We start from the raw sequence: 19,133 nt of genomic DNA, 5'->3' as shown, positions 1-19,133 counted from the left end.
AAAATACAAAAAGCATGATATTTAAATCGATAAATCCATTTTCACAAGAAGTGATTGCGGAGCATGAAATATTGACAAATGCGCAACTCAATCAAAAGCTACAGATATCCGAAAGTGCTTTCAAGATTTGGAAAACTACTTCTTTCCAAGAAAGAGCTGACAAGATGCATAAACTGGCTAATATTCTCCGTGTAAATAAGGAGAAACTGGGGATGCTAATTACAAATGAAATGGGTAAGATTTTATCTGAAAGCATTGCCGAAGTAGAAAAATCAGCGGGAAATTGTGACTTTTATGCAGAACATGCGGAGCAAATGCTAAAAGAGGAAATTTACGATACGCCTTTCAAATCCATGTCGGTTTATGATCCAATGGGAGCTGTTTTTGCTATTATGCCTTGGAATTATCCTTTTTGGCAAGTATTGCGTTATGCCGCTCCGGCAATTATGGCAGGTAATGTGACACTTTTAAAGCATGCGCCAAATGTTATAGGTTGCGCCAAAGCAATAGAAAGTGCTTTTTTGGAAGCCGGTTTTCCCGAAGGTGTTTTCCAACAAATTACGATTAAAATTGATCAAGTTGAAAGTGTTGTCGCTTCAAATAGTGTTTGTGGGATCACTTTGACAGGTAGTGAAATGGCAGGTTCATCTGTGGCTGCATTGGCTGGAAAGCATATCAAGAAATCTGTTATGGAATTAGGAGGTTCAGATGCTTTTATAGTTTTGAATGATGCTGATCTTGAAAAAGCCGCAACCGTTGCTACACAATCCAGGATGTTGAACGCAGGTCAGGCTTGTATTTGTGCCAAACGTTTTATTGTTATTGAAAAGGTTGCGGATGAATTCGCTGCGCTTTTTAAGCAAAAAGTACAATTTCTGCAACAAGGAAATCCATTACAAAATGGAATCCAAATGGGTCCATTGGCCCGATTGGACTTAGCAGAAAAATTAGAAGGTCAATTAGCAAAATCATTGCAACAAGGAGCAAAATTACTAGTAGGAGGAGAGCGGGAGAATTGTAATTTCCAACCCACGTTAATTGATTTTGTGGATTCAAATAATGTTGCGTTTCAGGAGGAAACTTTTGGACCATTAGCTACTATCATTAGAGCGAAAGATGCAAATGATGCAGTCGCTATAGCAAACAATCACAGGTATGGTTTGGCTGCGGCTATCTGGAGCGAAGACCGTGAAAATGCATATAAACTCGCAAGGAGAATTGAAGCCGGAAACGTTTTTGTAAATTCTTTGGTGCGTTCAGATTCCAGAGTTCCTTTTGGAGGAATAAAAAAATCAGGCTATGGAAGAGAATTAGGCGCAATAGGAATCAAAGAATTTATGAATATGAAATCGTTAGTTATCGAATAAACGATTATCGGGGACTGGTACAATACTATTTCAATTCAGATTTGGTCTAGAATGCAAGTATTTAGCATGTCTTATAAATATAGAATCAAGAACAGGATTTGTAATTGTAACAAATCTGTTCTCGATTTTTCATTGAATTTCGACCTATTAATGCAAGGTGCTGGTAGGTATCAATTGCTTTAGTTCTACTAATACGTATAGACTGCCGCTTTTAAATCGTTTGGTTTATTGGAAAGAATTACAATAAATGGAGATCCTTTTATTGCAGCATTCTGTTTCAATCGTTTTTCACCGTTATCTGAAAAAGATACAGGAGATTCTCCTTTTATTCCACCATAAAAACTTGTGATTATCCCAGATTCTTTCAATCCTTCAGTTTGATGTTTTTCTAGCACAACAACCTTTTTATAATCAGATTTTCCATTCAGTTGAATCCTTTCAGATAGGATTGCAGAAGCAATTTTTGATTTTTCATTCAGCTGTGAAACAGCATATTGACTGATTTTTTTTTCTTCAGCACTTTGCGGTAAAGTGTAGTACACTATATTATTTTCCTTTTTAATAAAGTTTACATCCATCGTTTCGCCATTATGTTTGACTATTTGATGTGTTTGAGCAAGTAAAGAAGAAGTAAATAAAAATGTGAACGCTATAAATAAATTTTTCATGTGTATATAATTATGAGTTTAAATGACTCCATTTTTAGAGTGGTAGATAGATTAATAATGTTTTTAGTAAAAAAATGACTTTAAGCTTGTTCTGGTGGAGGAGTTAAATTCTGTAAAACAAACTCTTTAATTAGAAACGAATCAAAAGAATTAATCTTTCTGCTTTCAAAAGAATCGTAGTCAAAACAGTTTATACTTTCAATTGAAGCAAGTAAGAGTGTTTTAGATTTACTCTCTAAGGTGTTCTCTCCTGCATTTTTTTCGCTTTGTTCGTATAAATCCTGATTCTTTTCATTTGAAACCATGTATAATTTGTCGCTTATCCAAAGGGAGGAAAAAACGACAAATAACAGCAAAACGGAAAGCTTAATTAATAATTTAATCATGTTATAAATTTAATGAAAAAGGATTTTTTATGCTATTAAAATTTTCATAAAAAAAAAGAGAAATAACTGGGAACAAACCTGATGGAATCACAGTTTCATTATTGGCTTAATGAATTTAAATTTTAGTTAAATTGAATCAATTTATGAAATCTTAATCTATTGTTTTTGAATTAAAAATCAATTTTCAATTTTGTTTAATATAAAAGCGCACCCCTATTTTTGGTAGGGTATTTTTTTTTATTAAGTTTAAAAATATGTTAAATACATGTATTTTTTGGTATAATTGAATGATTAGATGTAAAAAATTAGGGTATGTGTTTAAAATAATGATTATTGAATTTTTAAAATAGTTCTTTATAAATATGGAATATCCATTTTTTTTTGTTCATTTTTTGTTATTGATAATTCTTCTCAAATCAATGTAAAAAAGTTGTAAATAGTAATTTTAGTGAAATAAAAGTTAATAAATTCGCCTCAGATGAAAGGAAATTTTAGATGTAAAAAGGTGTGAAGAAACCTATTTTTAGTAAAATATAGAGTTTCTGAATTTCAAACTAGTATTAACCAAAACCAAATAAAATACCAATGAGATTACTAACTAAAACCAACTAAAGATGAAAAACCAATTAGCAGCCATAGCATTATTGCTAACAACAACATTAACATTTGCACAGGAAACAACGCCCGCGCCCGCCTCAACTTTTGCTGGATCTGCTGACGCTTATTACAAATATGATTTTTCAGGAATAGATAATAGTTTGACCAGTTTTACTAATTCCCATAATTCATTTGAATTGGGAATGGCTTCTATTGAAGCTTCTCATAAAATGGGGAAAGCTTCTGTTTTTGTTGACTTGGGTTTCGGTAGTAGAGCCGCTCAATTTACCTATAATGACGATTCGACTACATTTATGATTAAGCAATTGAATTTTACTTATGAGTTCTCAGATAAATTCAAAGTTACTGCAGGAAGTTTCGGAACCCATATTGGGTATGAATTATTGGATGCGGTTGATAATAAAAACTACAGTATGTCATATGCATTTACGTACGGACCATTCTTTAATACGGGTGTAAAAGCTCAGTATACCTCGGGAAAGATGAGTTTTATGGCCGGTGTCTCAAACCCGACTGATTTTAAAACAACCATTGAGGCAGGTTCTTCCCAGAAAACATTCCTTGGACAAGTTGCGTTTTTAGGCGATACTGGAAGCGCTTACTTTAATATAACTTCAGGAAGCAGCAACCCATCTTCAGAAGAAAATAAGACTCAGTTTGACTTTGTTGGAACAAAAAAATTGAGTGATAATTTTTCATTGGGATTTAACGGAACCTACGCACTGACCAGCAATGATTTTGACAGTTCGTTGGACGGAGAATGGTTTGCCCTAGTGGGATACGCTAATTTAGCGTTGAAAGAATCGTTAAGTCTGGCTTACCGATTGGAGTATTTAGATGCTAAAGAAGCTACAGCAGGTTTGGGTTTGCTTGCGGGAACGAGTGTTGTGGGTAATACATTATCGTTAAATTACAAGGTAGGAAATTTGACTATTATTCCTGAGTTTCGTGTAGATACAGCATCTGAAAATATCTTTTCAAATAGTGATGCAGCACCAAAAGGAGTTACTGCTTATGCCTTACTGGCAACAACATATTCGTTCTAATTCCTGTTTTTTTTTTTTTTTGCTGCCAAGATATTCTAAAGTATTTTGGCAGTTTTTTTTGAAAGGGACTACTTATAAATAATTGTATTAGGACGGTTTAGATTAAGATCTATAATTAAGAAGTATTACTAATTATTGTTTCTTATAAATAGAATATATAGTATTAATGGTCTTTTCATCCAGAATATCGTTTACCTCATATTGAATAAAGTGCAGTTTAAAAGCTGTAATTGCCGCAGATAAATTTTTAGTGTCGTATCCGATAATTTGCAATCCCAGTTTAACATTGAAATCAATCGGAGCGGTTTCTAAAACTTCATCAGACCAAATCCCGAAACCTTTATCTGCTAATACTTTCCATGGAAATAAAGCGCTAGGGTCTTGTTTTCGAGAAGGTGCAATATCAGCATGACCTATAATGTTTTGTGCAGGAATATTGTAATCTTTCTTTAATTTTGTCAGAAGAGCCAATAAACTGTTGATTTGCAGTTCAGAGAAAAGCTCTGTTCCATTGTTGTCCAATTCAATACCTATTGATGTCGAATTAATATCGGTATTTTTTCCCCAAGAACCATTTCCGGCATGCCAAGCTCTGAGATAATCATTCAGCATTTGAACTACTTTTCCATCTTCTGAAATTACATAGTGCGAACTTACTTGTGTAGCGGTTTTGGTAAATGTATTTATAGTCTGTTGTAAAGAATCCTGTGCAGTGTGATGAATAATTATGAAATTTGGCTTTCTCAGATTGAAATTTACAGTTCCTATCCATTCTGTATTAATGCCATTTTCTAACGATGTAGAACCCGTTTGAGAAATAGTATCTTTGTAAGTATGAAGTTGCTGGCTGTATAAAGTATCAATATTCAGCTTTACATGAGGAATTAGTGGTAGCGAGTGGGGATCCTTATTGGAAATCGTTTTGCTTAAGGATTTAAGTTGTTTATCATAGATTTTCTCGCTCTTTTTGTAAGGATTCGTGGAGCATGAAGAAATGACAACAGCAAAAATTAAGTAGTAAAAAATTTTTTTCATTTTGGGAATTAATTTTTGTGTTTAACAAAAAAATTATTGTTTTGCTTTCTTCTTAGAATTGGATTTTTTAGGATTTTTTGCTTCTTCATTCATTGCAGTATATTTTTCCTTCTGGTCCTTATTAAGCAATTCCATTATTTTTCTGTCTGTAACTTCTGATAGCGCTTGAATGTTTTTTATTTTGTCTTCTTGGCTAACTTCTGCTTTTACGAGAATGCCTTGTGTTTTTATACTCTCTACCAGAATATTCGAGATGGCAATTTCCTGAAGTGCATCAAGATTGAGTTCCGGTTTTACGCGCTCGATTATTTTTCTAACGGTAACTTCAACTGGAATTTCTTTTGGTTTATCCTGTGCTCTTGATTGATCCATTCCGCTATTCATTCGACGATTGCTCCCGTAACCATTTCCATATCCGCCATTTCCGTATTGTGCGGAAATGGTATTTGTTGATAATAGTACAAATGCGAAAATTAGAAAAGATTGAATTAGTTTCATAAATAGCGTTTTAAAATGATTTTAAAAATCGTTCCCAAAAAATTATGCTGGTTCTCCGTACAAGTCGAATTCTGTTGCTTCAATGATTTTTATCATTACAAACTCACCCGTTTTTACGTAATGTTTCGATGCGTCAATCAAAACTTCATTGTCAACATCAGGACTGTCAAATTCAGTTCTTCCTACAAAATGTCCACCTTCTTTTCTGTCAATGATGCATTTAAATGTTTGTCCAACTTTTTCTTGGTTCAAATCCCAAGAAATTTGGGATTGTAATTCCATGATTTCATTAGCACGCTCTTGTTTTACAGTATCTGGAACGTCATCTTCAAGTAAGTACGCATGCGTATTTTCTTCATGTGAATAAGCGAAACAACCCATTCTGTCAAACTTCATTTCCTGAACAAAGTCTTTTAGTATGTTAAAATCCTCTTGAGTTTCTCCGGGATACCCTACGATTAACGTAGTACGAATAGCCATTCCTGGAACTGCAGCACGGAAATCTTTCAGTAATTTTGTTGTTTTCTCCTGATTTGTTCCGCGACGCATTGATTTCAAAATAGAATCTGATATGTGTTGTAACGGAATGTCAATATAGTTACAAATCTTTGGTTCGCGCTTCATGATTTCCAAAACATCCATCGGGAAGCCGGTAGGAAAGGCGTAATGCAGACGAATCCATTCGATTCCTTCCACTTTTACTAATGCTTCCAATAATTCTCCAAGAGCTCTCTTTTTATATAGATCTAAACCGTAATAGGTTAAATCCTGAGCAATTAAAATTAATTCTTTCACCCCATTTTTAGCTAAACCTTCTGATTCTTTCACCAATTTTTCGATGGTTTGCGAAACGTTTTTGCCTCGCATCAATGGAATCGCGCAAAAGCTGCATGGTCTGTCACAACCTTCAGAAATTTTTAAATACGCATAATTTTTTGGGGTAGTAGTCAAACGTTCTCCCAACAATTCATGTTTGTAATCTGCACCCAATGCTTTCAATAGTTGTGGTAATTCTGTAGTTCCAAAAAACTGATCTACATTAGGAATTTCCTTTTCTAAGTCCGGGCGGTAACGTTCTGAAAGACATCCGGTCACAAACACCTTGTCAACCAGTCCTCTTTCTTTCTTGTCAGCATATTCTAAAATCATATTCACTGATTCTGCTTTAGCATTGTCAATGAATCCGCAGGTATTTATAACAATAATATTGCCTTCTTCGGCTTCTGGAGCTTCATGTTGTACGTCTTTGCCACTGGCGCGAAGCTGGCCCATAAGCACTTCACTATCATACACATTTTTCGAACACCCAAGAGTGATTACGTTAATTTTATTTTTCTTTAAAGACTTAGTTCTCATAACAGTATAATCCCGATATTTTGGGAATTTTGCAAAATTACAATTTTTTATTCAAACTTTCCAGATACTTTTCTGTATTGTTTGGGCTAGTTGCCGATGTTCTTTTGGAGCTATTCCTGCTATACGCTACAATCTCCCGAAAAAGTCGGGAGGATTTTCACTTCTATCAGGGCTAAAAAAAAATCCGTTTCATAATCACGAAACGGACTCTAAATTTTATTTTATTGCGATAATTACATTTCAAAGAGCAGAGATAAAGACACATTATTATTAATGTTGTCGATGCTTGCTCCATCCGTAAATCCTTGACTAAAAAAACCTTGTTGGGTATTTCTTTTAGCGTACGAATAGGCTAAATCAACTTTGGTAGAACCAAAACTATAACCTAAACCTGCTGAATAAGCTTTTAAATCACCTATCGTAACTTCGTTTTTATAAGGACTTTGTTCATAACGGTAACCGGCTCTTAAGCTCAAAGCATCAATTTTATATTCAGCACCTATTCTCAATTCGCCTGTAGTGTCGAGTAACGAATTCATATCACTGTTTAAACCCCTGAAATAAGAATCATTTTCCGGTTTAAATTTAGTATTACTATAATTTTTCATTGCATAATCAATACTAATCAACCCCGATTTTCCAAAAACATACGCAAAACTTCCTGTCAATTTGCTGGGAGTCTGTAATTTATAAGGTTCGTACAAGTTAATGATTCTAGGGTCCACAACATCCGATGGCAATTCATCGATGTTATTGCTGCTAACTGTAACTAATTTTTGAGAAAATTCGTCATTTAAGGTGTACCATGTTGAAGATTCGTAAGCCAGACCAACTCGAACTTCAGTTGTCAGTTTTGCGATAGCTCCCAAGTGGAACGAGAATCCGTTTCCGTAAGTGTTTAAGTTATTGTCAAACTGTAATCGATTTATCTTGTAATTGGAGTCCAATGGATTACTGTTGTCTTCGTAAAAACTGGACGATCTTTGAAAATCAGTAAAATGTGAATTTAAATTTAATCCTATGTATAATTTATCTTGATAAGACGTGGCTGCATTAAATGATAATTTACCATTATATCCACTGCTGTACACTAAGTTTTCTTGGTAATATTTACCTCCCGACGGAACGTTTGATGTGTATACGGAATTGTTGGCGTTAGTACTGACTGGATTGATTACGAATCCTTGATACCCCAAAAATGCTTGTTGAGCACCGTTTCCTAAATCATCATAGTTTGAATTTTCTAATACATTTAGAGGCACACCATTGGCAAAACTCAAAAAATAATCAGCTACAGAATTGTTTGGATTGGTTCCTGCAGAAAATTTTATATTATCAAAATTACTACTGTTTTCATAGTTTACTGCTAATGAAATCTTTTTCCAATTGCTATCTGTATTACTGTTCTTAAATACGAAAACAACTCCACCTTGATTCAGGTCAAAAGTATTATTTTTTTCAGTTGTTTCAGTTCCAAAGTAATTCGAGTTATTCGTCGTATCATAATTGCTAATGGTGACTCCTATTTGATTGTTTAAAAAAATAGCTGAACCGGCAGGGTTTACATTTATCGATGACAAATCCCCTCCTAGAGCTCCAAATGCCCCTCCCATTGCTCTAAATCGGGCAGTTCCGTTCAGGTTATCCTGCGAATAACGCATTGCATCTTGAATATCTTGCGATTGTGCAATGTTTGCAGTCAAACCTAATGCTAATAAAATTATATATTTTTTCATTTTAAATTCGAAGTTTAATGTACAATAAAAATAAGAATTGAAATTATCTGTTTCCTCTTCCGCCACTGGATGATCTTCCGCTTCCACCAGAATTACCCGAACTTGGACTGTAAGATCTAGAATTACTATCGTTTCTAGAACTTGGAGTGTAAGATCTTGCCGGTGTATTATTCTGCTGACGGTTTTCTATGTTAGATCTTCTGCTTGGCGAGTTTTGAGGATTATTTGGCGCTGGTTGTCGATCTCTAGAAAAAATTGGACTTGTTCTGTCAAATCTATTAGATGAATTTCTTCTGAAATCAGTATTGTTACTTCTTGTATTATCTATGTTGTTGTATCTTCGATTAATTGTGCTGCTTGGATTTCTGGAATAATTTCCTGAATTCCGGTTGTTGTAATTGCGATTGTCGTTTAAATTGTTGGAGTAGTTAGAACCTCTTCTGCTTGGGTTGTATGAATAATTCCTGTTGTTGTATTGATTATGGTATCCCCAATTATTTCCGTACCAATTATTCCACCCCCAGTTATTCCATCCCCAGTTATTACCATAAAAACCATTTCCGTACCAATTGTTCCAACCCCAGTTGTTTCCGTACCAGCTGTTTCCGTACCAGCTGTTCCAGCCAAAACCCATGTTCAATCCCCAACCGTTACCGTACCAGTTGTTCATTCCCCAGCCATTGTCATACACATTTATTACAGTTGAAGGATTGTTGCCCCAGCCTGGATAACTGTTAATGGTACCGTTTTGATTGTCGTTTTCTATACTGTAATTGTTATAACTGTCAACGTCTGTAAAGATTTCAACAGGTTGACTGTTGTCTTGTAGGGATCCAAAATAATCTCTATATTGAGTATTGATTTGGGTATCTGTTCCAGCAGCCTGATTTGAACTGTTGTTATATATTCCGTCGGAATCATTGTAAGAACTGTTTTTATAGGAACTACAGGAGGTTATAACAACACTTATCAATCCAATTATTAGATAATTGGGAATTGATTTTGCCGAAGAAAAATAATAAGTTTTCATATCTATACATTTTTATTGTTGGTCATTACAAAAATAGTTAGTTTTGTCGAACTATTTATGTAAATGTATTAATGCAAAATTTGTGCCAAACTATTCAATATGAGTAAGAGCTTAACTACAAGATCAGAGGATTATTCAAAATGGTATAACGAGTTGGTTGTCAAAGCCGATTTAGCCGAAAATTCCGGTGTTAGAGGCTGTATGGTTATCAAGCCCTATGGATATGCGATCTGGGAAAAAATGCAAGCGGAGTTGGATCGAATGTTTAAAGAAACAGGGCATCAAAATGCTTATTTTCCTTTGTTTGTTCCAAAAAGTATGTTTGAAGCGGAAGAGAAAAATGCGGAAGGCTTTGCAAAAGAATGTGCGATCGTTACTCATTACAGATTAAAAAATGATCCGGACAGGCCGGGGAAATTAATGGTGGACCCTAATGCAAAATTAGAAGAGGAATTGATTGTTCGTCCTACAAGTGAAGCTATTATTTGGTCTACGTATAAAGGTTGGGTGCAATCGTATAGAGATTTGCCATTGTTGATTAATCAATGGGCTAATGTAGTGCGTTGGGAAATGAGAACCCGATTGTTCCTGCGAACAGCGGAGTTTTTGTGGCAAGAAGGACATACTGCTCATGCAACAAAAGGCGAAGCTATTGAAGAATCAGAAAAAATGATGAATGTATATGCTGATTTTGCTCAAAATTTCTTAGCGATTCCAGTTATCAAAGGAATAAAAACTGAAACCGAACGTTTTGCCGGAGCTGAGGAAACCTATTGTATCGAAGCTTTGATGCAAGATGGAAAAGCCTTGCAAGCGGGAACATCGCATTTCTTGGGACAAAATTTTGCTAAAGCTTTTGATGTGAAATTTGCAAATGCCGAAGGAAAACAAGAATATGTTTGGGGAACTTCTTGGGGTGTTTCGACTCGTTTGATGGGTGCCCTGGTGATGACGCATTCAGACGATCAGGGGTTAGTTTTGCCTCCTAGTTTAGCGCCAATTCAGGTAGTGATTGTTCCTATTTATAAAACAGACGAGCAATTGGCAGCTATTACGGCTGAGGTAAATGTTTTAACAGCAGCTTTGCGGAAATTACACATTTCAGTAAAATTTGATGATAGAACGACCCAAAAACCTGGTTTTAAATTTGCAGAATGGGAATTGAAAGGTGTTCCAATTCGTATCGCCGTTGGTCCGAAAGACTTAGAAAACGCCACTTTTGAAATAGCAAGAAGAGATACACTGACTAAAGAAGTAGTTTCTAAAGATGGAATTACGACTTACATTACCGATTTATTAGAAAAAATTCAAAAAGAATTGTTCGACAAAGCTTTAAATTATAGGAATACACATATAACGGAAGTGAATAGCTTTGAAGAGTTTAAAGAAGTTTTAGACACTAAAGGAGGTTTTGTATCAGCACATTGGGACGGAACTGCTGCAACTGAAGAGAAGATTAAAGACATGACAAAAGCAACCATCAGATGTATCCCTTTAGACAGGGTGGAGGAGACGGGAAGCTGTGTATTTACTGGGGAAAGTTCAGTAGGAAGAGTTTTATTTGCGAAGGCGTACTAAAAAAAAAATATTTTTTTAGTACCAGCTATTGTACGTTTCAAAAATAGTTGTATTTTTGCATCCGCATTAGAGAAGCAGGGCCCGTTCGTCTATCGGTTAGGACGCATGGTTTTCATCCATGTAAGAGCGGTTCGATTCCGCTACGGGCTACTATTTTTTTTGCAGATTAAAGTTATCCTGAACTTAGAGGGAAAATGGCCCGTTCGTCTATCGGTTAGGACGCATGGTTTTCATCCATGTAAGAGCGGTTCGATTCCGCTACGGGCTACAAGTGAATTTTAGATTGACAAAACTTAGGGGATAATGGTCCGTTCGTCTAGGGGTTAGGACGCCAAGATTTCGTCTTGGTAACAGGGGTTCGATTCCCTTACGGACTACAAAAATTAGTAAAAGATAAAAAAATAATAAAATGGCAAATCATAAATCAGCTCTAAAGAGAATTAGAAGTAACGAAAAGAGAAGAGTATTAAACAGATACCAACACAAAACTACTCGTAATGCCATCAAAGCATTAAGAATAGCTACTGATAAAACAGATGCTACTTCTAAATTATCAAGTGTAATATCAATGATTGATAAATTAGCTAAAAAGAATATCATTCATGATAACAAGGCGTCTAATTTAAAATCTAAATTAACGAAACTTGTTTCTAAATTGTAATAGTACAATTTATTATATATAAAAAAAGCTCCTAATATATTAGGAGCTTTTTTTATATATGTTATTTTTTTATTCCATCTTGTTTTTCAGATATTCTAACATTGATTGGGTAATTGGTTTGGATAAAAAGTCAATTACCATAGGATATTTTTTTGCATTTTGTAAATCTTCAGGGTCAATTGTCGACGAAAGTACAACCACTTTTATGTTATGGAATTCAGAGAATTCTGAACTGCTAAAATAATCCAGGAATTCCCATCCCCCCATTACAGGCATGTTCAAATCTAAAAAAACCAATTGTGGGTGCTGTATTACTTTGTTCTGATTACTGGCAGTTTTAATGTTGTTAAAGTAGCTAAGTGCTTCCTCGCCATTTTGAGAGGTAATTATTTCATTGGAGAATGCGCATTTGATAATTACTTTTTTGCACAGCATTAACGTTATTGGATCGTCATCAATACACAAAATTTGGTCTAACATTATTGTTTGTTTTTGAATGTTAATGTAAATGTGGTTCCTATATTGACTTTGCTTTCAATATTAATAGTTCCTCCCATAGTTTCAACCTGTGATTTAACTAAATATAAGCCTAATCCTTTACTGTCAGGATAATTATGAAATCGTTGGTAAAGTCCAAAAACTTTATCCCGATGCCTTTCTAAATCAATTCCTATTCCATTGTCTTGAAATACCAATACAGCATGATCATCAACTTCATTGGTCGTAATAGTTATTTTAAGTTTTTTATTCGCCGATTTATATTTTATGGAATTTGTCAAGAGATTCAACAATATGCTTTCTATGTAAGCTTTGTTAATATTTAATACGGAGACTTTATCAAAATTGAGTTTAATTATGGGTTTATACAAATCAATCTGGAAACTAAGCTGACTAAAAACATTCTCAAAAATTTCTTTAATTAACACCGCTTCTTTTTGAATGGAAGGATTGTCTTTTATGATAATAACTTTTACCAGATCATTAATCGTATCGTTCAGTAAATGTGTAGATTTATTGAAACCGTCCAAGATTTCCTTTAGCTCCTGATCTTCTATGGGGATGTCTTCTATTAGATTTAAAAGGCCAGTCAGATTTGATAGCGGAGCTCTCAAGTTGTGCGAAGTAATATAAGAAAACTGTTTTAAGTCTTTGTTGTTTTGAGTTAATTCTCTAATAAGTTGCTCTTTTTCCTTTTCTTGCTTTTTTTCCTCGGTTATCTCCCTTTGAATAGAAATCCAATGAGAAAGTTCGTTTTCAGAATTATAAATAGGGATCATGGAGAAACGCACCCAATATTCCTCTTTATTTTTTGTAAGACTGATTGTCTCTATTAAGCATTCCTCTCTGTTTTCTATTGCTAGTAATAATTTTTGAAGTTCATTAGTATCAGAATTTGGACTATTGAAAATATTTGGAGTTTTACCTATAAGATCATCAACGTCATATCCTGACATACTTGAAAAAGCAGGATTTAAATAAATGATGTTAGGGATTTTTCCGTCAACCGAAGTAGCCTCGGTGATGATAATGGAATCTTTGGATTGCGTAATAACAGTTTCTAACAACTTAAGCCTTTGTTCCTCCTCTTTTTGTTTGGTAATGTCTTGTATTGCTCCAATCATTCTGATCACTTTGCCGTTCTCATCTGTCAAAAGAAACCCTCGGTCTAAAACATATTTATAGGTATTATCAGAACACCTAAAGCGATATTGATCCTGCCATTTTTCTGTTTTTTGCTCTATAAAGGAGTATAGTCTTATCGACATTTTAATACTGTCTTCAGGATGAATCTTATCAAACCACCATGTCGAGTTGTCGCCCACTTGATCTTGTGTGTATCCAAAAACGCTTTCGATTCCCTTATTCCATGAAAAACTGTCGTCTTGTATTTTCCAGTCCCAAATCGTGTCACTGGTTGCTTTTGCTACAATGTCATATTTCTCATTTGACTCTTTAATTTCATCATTAGAGTTTTTAAGTTTTTCGAAAATAGTTATATTGCGGGAATCATTTTTTGATAAAACAAGTTTGAAAATTATACCGGTCACGAATACAAACAGAATGTCTTTGGTAAAAGTATACAACTGTGAATTTTCATCAGAAATATATTGAATTAATATTTTATGACTAACAATAGCTACAAACATTGAGATTAGAATGTAGGTGATGATTACTTGATTGGTTTTGCTTTTCATTACTCAAATATAAAAAAATATTGCGGTATTATTAAATATAAGTGTTAACTTATTTTTTGAAATTTTAATAAATGTCTGTATTTTGGGTCTAAAGAGTTAACAATATGTAAACTATTGTATAAATATTTTTTATCTCAAAATAAAGTGTACCTTTGCACCCATTAAAAATCACAGATGGAATCTATTAGAAACATTGCAATTATTGCCCACGTCGATCACGGTAAAACAACTTTGGTTGATAAAATTATGTATCACTGTCAGTTATTTCGTGACAACGAGAATACAGGTGACTTAATCCTTGATAACAACGACTTAGAGCGTGAAAGAGGTATTACCATTACTTCAAAGAATGTTTCTGTAGTATACAAAGGAACAAAAATCAACATTATCGATACTCCTGGTCACGCCGATTTTGGTGGTGAAGTAGAGCGTGTATTGAACATGGCTGATGGAGTTTGTCTACTAGTAGATGCATTTGAAGGGCCAATGCCACAGACACGTTTTGTATTACAAAAAGCATTAGACCTTGGTTTAAAACCATGCGTTGTTATTAATAAAGTTGATAAAGAGAACTGTACTCCTGAAGAAGTTCATGAAAAAGTTTTCGACTTAATGTTTGAATTAGGAGCAGAGGAGTGGCAATTGGATTTTCCAACTGTTTACGGTTCTGCTAAAAATAACTGGATGTCTGACCATTGGGAAAACGTAACTGATAATGTGGAAGCATTGTTAGATATGGTTATTGAAAATGTACCAGCTCCAAAAGTATCAGAAGGAACTCCTCAAATGTTGATTACATCTTTAGATTTCTCAGCATTTACTGGTCGTATCGCTATTGGTCGTTTAGAAAGAGGTGTTTTGAAAGAAGGAATGCCAATATCTTTGTGTAAAAGAGATGGTGTAATAATCAAATCACGTATTAAAGAATTACATACTTTTGAAGGACTTGGTCGTAAAAAAGTTCAAGAAGTAATTGCTGGTGATATCTGTGCAATTATTGGAGTAGAAGGTTTTGAAATTGGAGACACTATCGCTGATTTTGAAAACCCGGAAGCTTTACAAACTATTTCAATTGATGAGCCAACAATGAGTATGTTGTTTACTATTAATGACTCACCATTCTTTGGAAAAGAGGGTAAATTTGTAACTTCTCGTCATATTAGAGACCGTTTGACAAAAGAATTAGAGAAAAACTTAGCAATGAAATTAGGTGAAACTGATTCAGCTGATAAATTCATGGTTTTTGGTCGTGGTGTACTTCACTTATCTGTTCTTATTGAAACAATGAGAAGAGAAGGATATGAATTGCAAATTGGTCAACCACAAGTTATCATCAAAGAGATTGATGGTAAAAAATGTGAGCCAATTGAGGAATTAACTATTGATTTACCAGAAACACTTTCGGGTAGAGCGGTTGAGTTTGTTACTATGCGTAAAGGTGAAATGCTAAGTATGGAAACAAAAGGAGAACGAATGATTGTAAAATTTAATATTCCATCACGTGGAATTATTGGATTGCGTAATCAATTACTTACTGCTACTGCTGGTGAGGCTATTATGGCTCACCGTTTTATTGGGTATGAGCCTTACAAAGGAGAAATTGCTGGACGTAACAAAGGTTCATTGATTTCGATGGAAAAAGGAAAAGCAATCCCTTATTCTATTGATAAATTACAAGATCGTGGTAAGTTTTTTGTTGAACCAAATGCTGAAATTTACGAAGGTCAGGTTATTGGTGAGAACTCTCGTGGTGATGATATGTGTGTAAACGTTACTAAAGAGAAAAAACAATCTAACGTTCGTTCTTCTGGAAATGATGAAAAAGCAAGAATTATTCCTCCGATTATTTTCTCATTAGAGGAAGCTTTAGAATACATTCAAAAAGATGAATATGTTGAGGTTACACCAAAATCTATTCGTTTGAGAAAAATATATTTGACAGAAACTGATAGAAAAAGATTTAAAATCTAATTTTATTTTTATAAAACTGAAAAGCCATTCGTTGATTCGAATGGCTTTTTTTATGATTTTTAGGGTAGTAATTGTATGTTTTTTTTTCGAAAAATAATTCTGGAAATATTTTATTAATGTGTAAAAATGCCAAATTTTATTCGAAACAATTGGCTTAAAAAGTTATATGAAAGATAAAGCCAGTAAATATTCTATTATCGCATCAAGCTAAAATGGCTTTTGGCTTCTCTCCCGTCTTCAAGTCTTATTGTGAACCAATAATCGTCTGCAGGTAATGGCTCTTTTAAATAAGTCCCATCCCATCCCAGACTAGAAGGAGATAGCTGGTTCAATAATTTTCCAAATCGATCAAAAATATATATAACGGCATTCTGATACATGCTGCTGTTTATTCCTTTCAAATTCCAATAATCGTTATAGCCATCACCATTGGGAGTAAAGAATTTCGGAGCATTTAAAACGGCAAAACTTTTTATAATTCGTCCACATCCATTTTTATTCTCCGCAATTAATTGGTGAAATCCACCAGGTACGTTTTCAAAAAGTATTGAATTTTGAAATGAAGTTTCGGATCCATTTTCGTATTGAAGCTTATATTCATAATCACTTGAATTATCGAGTTCGACTGTCACTTGATTTGTTTGCTGTAAATCTTGTATAATAATATTATTTATTTTCGCTAAGTAGGATAGAGTTACAATGTATTTTCGTGTAGCGGTACAGCCGGATTTATTTTTTACCGTGACGTTATATTCACCTTCTTTGTTGATGGATATGGTTTGTGTTGTTTCGCCTGTTGACCATAAATAACTGAAATCATTAATTGATGCTGGTGCTAAAATTCCCGAATTCAAAAGGATTGAGTGATCTATAAGCCCTTCGCATAACATCACATTTTCTAAAATATTGATTTTTGGAGAAGGTTCAACTATAATTTGAAAATTTCCGGTTCCGTAACAACCTTCATCATTTTTTGCACGAAGGAATACCGTTTTAGAAACTGAAACAAACTCTTCATTTAGTTCGTTTATTTCGATAAAAGCATCCTCTTCACTTGAATAAAAAGAGATTTGTACATCTGAAGGTAAATTCAACTCCTTTTTTATTAAATCTTTTTTTTGTTCCAAATCAAATGCTGCTTTTCCGTCACCAAGATCACATTCATGCATTGATTCGGGTAACAATAGTATATTTTTGTTAGCATGTAAGATGACAGTTCCTATGCTGTAACAGCTTGAGTTTGGTTGCGAAACTTTTGCGTATAAAAGCTCATCGGGAATTCTATTTCGATAATTTGCGGGAATAGATTGCGTATTAGTTAAATCATTTTCAGCATCATGAAAACTGTGGTAGTAATGTACTTCATAATCTTTTTCGCCTCTACTAATTTGTTCGTTAGCCAGCGACAAATTAAACAGCGCTAATCCATCAGTTGGAACATTATCTTGTGTATCGCATTGTGTTAACATATGAGAAACAGTAAGTACTTTGGGGACTTCATAAATAGAAATTGTTTTTTCAAGAGGTTCTCTTTCTTCACCATTTACGGTTTTTATCAAAGTCACAATATACTCGCCGGGTGCCTGGTACGTATGGTATGGCTCTCTGTCTGTTGATTTTGTCGTTCCATCGCCAAAATCCCAAACAACGGAATCAATTGTTTCTACAGAGTTACTGTAAAAATGAGTAGCATCACCCAAACAATTGAATTCATAACTGAAAGCATATAAGAATAATGAGGTGATGAATGGCGGTAAACCTTGTTCGGAACTGCCTTTTGTTAAGCTTATTGCATTTGGTATATAATTACAACTAATTCCATCTAATTCCGGATTGTTGATTACCGACAATTTATTGCGTAGATTATCGGTTGTAACGTATCCTGCGCGGTAAATTTTCTCGTCAATAGCTAATTGTAGCGCTCCTGCTATGAGAGGAGAAGTGTCTATAATAGTTTTTGAGGTTGGTATAGAGGCATTTTTCAGGTCATATTGAATTAATGAACTTTCTAAAATGGTCTCGCCATCCGCCTTAAATTGATTTGCTGTTATATATAATTTTTTTGTTTTGGAAGAAAATTCAACTCCATAAGGATTCGAATTGACCAACAGCGGGATTTCATTGCTTGTTTTTCCTGTACTGGAATCGAAATCATACAGTAAAACATTGCCAGTGCTTCTGATAGGATTACCTTTTGGTCCGCTTTCATTTGTTCGGCGTGAAGCATTATTTGCAATAACTACTTTTTTCCCGTTGGGAGATGCCTTTAAATATCCTATGGCATTTGGAAGATAACCGCCTAAAAGGATTTTAAGATTGGTCTGTGTTTTGACCGGATTCTTAATGACGCCTTTAGCGCTTATTTTAAAAGCATAAAAATTATTTATAAAGTGGGTAATTACCCAAAAAGAGACTCCATCGCCGTGTTGAACGGCTGTAATCTTTTCGGAACATTTGTATTTTGTTTCTTCTATATCATTGGGATTATAAGTGACAAGATGAACATTCTTCTCAGTACTTACAATGTCGCCAAGACCATTATTTAGCCGTATATCTACTTGAGAATAATTTAAGCCATTATTTGGAGGATCCAGATCATTTAATGGATTATCATCCGCATTTGCAGGAAGCGGTTGGTCGACAGTAAAAATATAATAGATATATGGATCGTTTGGTTTTGGAACTATGATCGCAGACTGTGTGCTGGAATTGTGTCCAAGTAAATCAGAGCCATTAGGCATTATTTGATGATTCTTACTGTAAACAACTCTACCATCGGTATAAAACAGCAAGTTACCGTTTTTATCAGAAATAGTGGTACATCCTTCTCTGGTCTTCAATTTCCCATCAGTTAGCGAAACCGGACTCCCTGAATTGAAATCAAGACCTGCATTATTACCAAAGTACCATATCGCCGCTTCTTTTTGTGCAGTTGCGGGTGTAACAAAAATAAATAAGGTAAATACCAAAAGAAGGAGGGTTTTCATA

The 19,133-nt window shown here is 34.4% G+C and carries 16 protein-coding genes and 3 tRNA genes; 8 read left to right on the top strand and 11 right to left on the bottom strand.

Going from position 1 to position 19,133, the window contains the following annotated elements:
- Window positions 1–14: 14 nt before the first annotated feature.
- Window positions 15–1,367, top strand: a complete 1,353-nt coding sequence (locus tag E0F89_RS07950) for an NAD-dependent succinate-semialdehyde dehydrogenase (RefSeq protein ID WP_131909264.1) — start codon at window positions 15–17, stop codon at window positions 1,365–1,367.
- Between the two features lie 188 nt (window positions 1,368–1,555).
- Here the strand turns inward: E0F89_RS07950 and E0F89_RS07945 are convergent, their stop codons facing one another.
- Window positions 1,556–2,035, bottom strand: a complete 480-nt coding sequence (locus tag E0F89_RS07945) for a hypothetical protein (RefSeq protein ID WP_131909263.1) — start codon at window positions 2,033–2,035, stop codon at window positions 1,556–1,558.
- Between the two features lie 80 nt (window positions 2,036–2,115).
- Window positions 2,116–2,421, bottom strand: coding sequence for a hypothetical protein (locus tag E0F89_RS07940; RefSeq protein WP_131909262.1), 306 nt, complete (start codon window positions 2,419–2,421; stop codon window positions 2,116–2,118).
- 614 nt (window positions 2,422–3,035) lie between these two features.
- Between E0F89_RS07940 and E0F89_RS07935 the strand changes: the two genes are divergently transcribed.
- Window positions 3,036–4,085 carry a porin gene (locus E0F89_RS07935; RefSeq protein ID WP_131909261.1) on the top strand — a complete coding sequence of 350 codons (1,050 nt, stop codon included), beginning with the start codon at window positions 3,036–3,038 and terminating at the stop codon, window positions 4,083–4,085.
- Here E0F89_RS07935 and E0F89_RS17545 read toward each other — a convergent pair.
- The 6 genes from E0F89_RS17545 to E0F89_RS07910 all read right to left on the bottom strand — a co-directional run bounded on the left by E0F89_RS17545 (window position 4,045) and on the right by E0F89_RS07910 (window position 9,740).
- Window positions 4,045–4,137 carry a hypothetical protein gene (locus E0F89_RS17545; RefSeq protein WP_394345967.1) on the bottom strand — a complete coding sequence of 31 codons (93 nt, stop codon included), beginning with the start codon at window positions 4,135–4,137 and terminating at the stop codon, window positions 4,045–4,047. The two genes, E0F89_RS07935 and E0F89_RS17545, sit on opposite strands and share 41 nt — an antisense overlap.
- 80 nt (window positions 4,138–4,217) lie before the next feature.
- A complete protein-coding gene (locus tag E0F89_RS07930) occupies window positions 4,218–5,120 on the bottom strand; it encodes an N-acetylmuramoyl-L-alanine amidase (RefSeq protein ID WP_131909260.1) in 903 nt (300 codons plus the stop codon).
- 33 nt (window positions 5,121–5,153) lie between these two features.
- Window positions 5,154–5,618: a hypothetical protein gene (locus tag E0F89_RS07925; protein ID WP_131909259.1), complete on the bottom strand. Its 465-nt coding sequence runs from the start codon at window positions 5,616–5,618 to the stop codon at window positions 5,154–5,156.
- A gap of 42 nt (window positions 5,619–5,660) precedes the next feature.
- On the bottom strand, window positions 5,661–6,974 hold the full coding sequence (rimO, locus tag E0F89_RS07920; protein WP_131909258.1) for a 30S ribosomal protein S12 methylthiotransferase RimO: 1,314 nt from the start codon (window positions 6,972–6,974) through the stop codon (window positions 5,661–5,663).
- 233 nt (window positions 6,975–7,207) lie between these two features.
- Window positions 7,208–8,710 carry an OmpP1/FadL family transporter gene (locus E0F89_RS07915; RefSeq protein ID WP_131909257.1) on the bottom strand — a complete coding sequence of 501 codons (1,503 nt, stop codon included), beginning with the start codon at window positions 8,708–8,710 and terminating at the stop codon, window positions 7,208–7,210.
- 43 nt (window positions 8,711–8,753) lie between these two features.
- A complete protein-coding gene (locus E0F89_RS07910; protein ID WP_131909256.1) occupies window positions 8,754–9,740 on the bottom strand; it encodes a hypothetical protein in 987 nt (328 codons plus the stop codon).
- A gap of 99 nt (window positions 9,741–9,839) precedes the next feature.
- On the opposite strand from E0F89_RS07910, the gene proS reads away from it, so the two are divergent.
- From proS to rpsT, 5 genes are all read left to right on the top strand, one after another.
- Entirely contained in the window at window positions 9,840–11,318 is a 1,479-nt protein-coding gene (gene proS, locus E0F89_RS07905; protein WP_131909255.1) for a proline--tRNA ligase, read from the top strand.
- A 78-nt stretch (window positions 11,319–11,396) separates the two neighbouring features.
- Window positions 11,397–11,468 (top strand) — tRNA-Glu (locus E0F89_RS07900).
- Between the two features lie 46 nt (window positions 11,469–11,514).
- Window positions 11,515–11,586, top strand: a tRNA-Glu gene (locus tag E0F89_RS07895).
- Between the two features lie 37 nt (window positions 11,587–11,623).
- A tRNA-Glu gene (locus E0F89_RS07890) sits at window positions 11,624–11,695 on the top strand.
- 32 nt (window positions 11,696–11,727) lie between these two features.
- Window positions 11,728–11,979, top strand: a complete 252-nt coding sequence (rpsT, locus tag E0F89_RS07885) for a 30S ribosomal protein S20 (protein ID WP_113666201.1) — start codon at window positions 11,728–11,730, stop codon at window positions 11,977–11,979.
- A 69-nt stretch (window positions 11,980–12,048) separates the two neighbouring features.
- On the opposite strand, the gene E0F89_RS07880 is transcribed toward rpsT, so the two are convergent.
- Window positions 12,049–12,459, bottom strand: coding sequence for a response regulator (locus E0F89_RS07880; RefSeq protein WP_131909254.1), 411 nt, complete (start codon window positions 12,457–12,459; stop codon window positions 12,049–12,051).
- The gene (locus tag E0F89_RS07875) at window positions 12,459–14,174 is read right to left on the bottom strand and encodes a PAS domain-containing sensor histidine kinase (RefSeq protein ID WP_131909253.1); all 1,716 of its coding nucleotides are present in this window, start codon (window positions 14,172–14,174) and stop codon (window positions 12,459–12,461) included. The genes E0F89_RS07880 and E0F89_RS07875 overlap by 1 nt, the downstream gene beginning before the upstream one ends.
- A gap of 174 nt (window positions 14,175–14,348) precedes the next feature.
- Between E0F89_RS07875 and typA the strand changes: the two genes are divergently transcribed.
- Window positions 14,349–16,145: a translational GTPase TypA gene (gene typA / locus E0F89_RS07870; protein WP_131909252.1), complete on the top strand. Its 1,797-nt coding sequence runs from the start codon at window positions 14,349–14,351 to the stop codon at window positions 16,143–16,145.
- A gap of 194 nt (window positions 16,146–16,339) precedes the next feature.
- Here the strand turns inward: typA and E0F89_RS07865 are convergent, their stop codons facing one another.
- A complete protein-coding gene (locus tag E0F89_RS07865) occupies window positions 16,340–19,132 on the bottom strand; it encodes a T9SS type B sorting domain-containing protein (RefSeq protein WP_131909251.1) in 2,793 nt (930 codons plus the stop codon).
- Window position 19,133: the final 1 nt, after the last annotated feature.

The sequence above is a fragment of the Flavobacterium caseinilyticum genome, assembly GCF_004349085.1.
In the GTDB taxonomy this organism is placed as follows: Bacteria; Bacteroidota; Bacteroidia; order Flavobacteriales; family Flavobacteriaceae; genus Flavobacterium; species Flavobacterium caseinilyticum.
This window is presented reverse-complemented; position numbering and strand designations above follow the sequence as displayed.

Coding starts and splice junctions, on each gene's coding strand:
- rimO (WP_131909258.1), bottom strand. CDS start 6,974: ATGAGAACTAAGTCTTTAAAGAAAAATAAAATTAACGTAATCACTCTT.
- E0F89_RS07875 (WP_131909253.1), bottom strand. CDS start 14,174: ATGAAAAGCAAAACCAATCAAGTAATCATCACCTACATTCTAATCTCA.
- proS (WP_131909255.1), top strand. CDS start 9,840: ATGAGTAAGAGCTTAACTACAAGATCAGAGGATTATTCAAAATGGTAT.
- rpsT (WP_113666201.1), top strand. CDS start 11,728: ATGGCAAATCATAAATCAGCTCTAAAGAGAATTAGAAGTAACGAAAAG.
- E0F89_RS07910 (WP_131909256.1), bottom strand. CDS start 9,740: ATGAAAACTTATTATTTTTCTTCGGCAAAATCAATTCCCAATTATCTA.
- E0F89_RS07940 (WP_131909262.1), bottom strand. CDS start 2,421: ATGATTAAATTATTAATTAAGCTTTCCGTTTTGCTGTTATTTGTCGTT.
- E0F89_RS07935 (WP_131909261.1), top strand. CDS start 3,036: ATGAAAAACCAATTAGCAGCCATAGCATTATTGCTAACAACAACATTA.
- E0F89_RS07950 (WP_131909264.1), top strand. CDS start 15: ATGATATTTAAATCGATAAATCCATTTTCACAAGAAGTGATTGCGGAG.
- E0F89_RS07930 (WP_131909260.1), bottom strand. CDS start 5,120: ATGAAAAAAATTTTTTACTACTTAATTTTTGCTGTTGTCATTTCTTCA.
- E0F89_RS07915 (WP_131909257.1), bottom strand. CDS start 8,710: ATGAAAAAATATATAATTTTATTAGCATTAGGTTTGACTGCAAACATT.
- typA (WP_131909252.1), top strand. CDS start 14,349: ATGGAATCTATTAGAAACATTGCAATTATTGCCCACGTCGATCACGGT.
- E0F89_RS07945 (WP_131909263.1), bottom strand. CDS start 2,035: ATGAAAAATTTATTTATAGCGTTCACATTTTTATTTACTTCTTCTTTA.
- E0F89_RS07925 (WP_131909259.1), bottom strand. CDS start 5,618: ATGAAACTAATTCAATCTTTTCTAATTTTCGCATTTGTACTATTATCA.
- E0F89_RS07880 (WP_131909254.1), bottom strand. CDS start 12,459: ATGTTAGACCAAATTTTGTGTATTGATGACGATCCAATAACGTTAATG.
- E0F89_RS07865 (WP_131909251.1), bottom strand. CDS start 19,132: ATGAAAACCCTCCTTCTTTTGGTATTTACCTTATTTATTTTTGTTACA.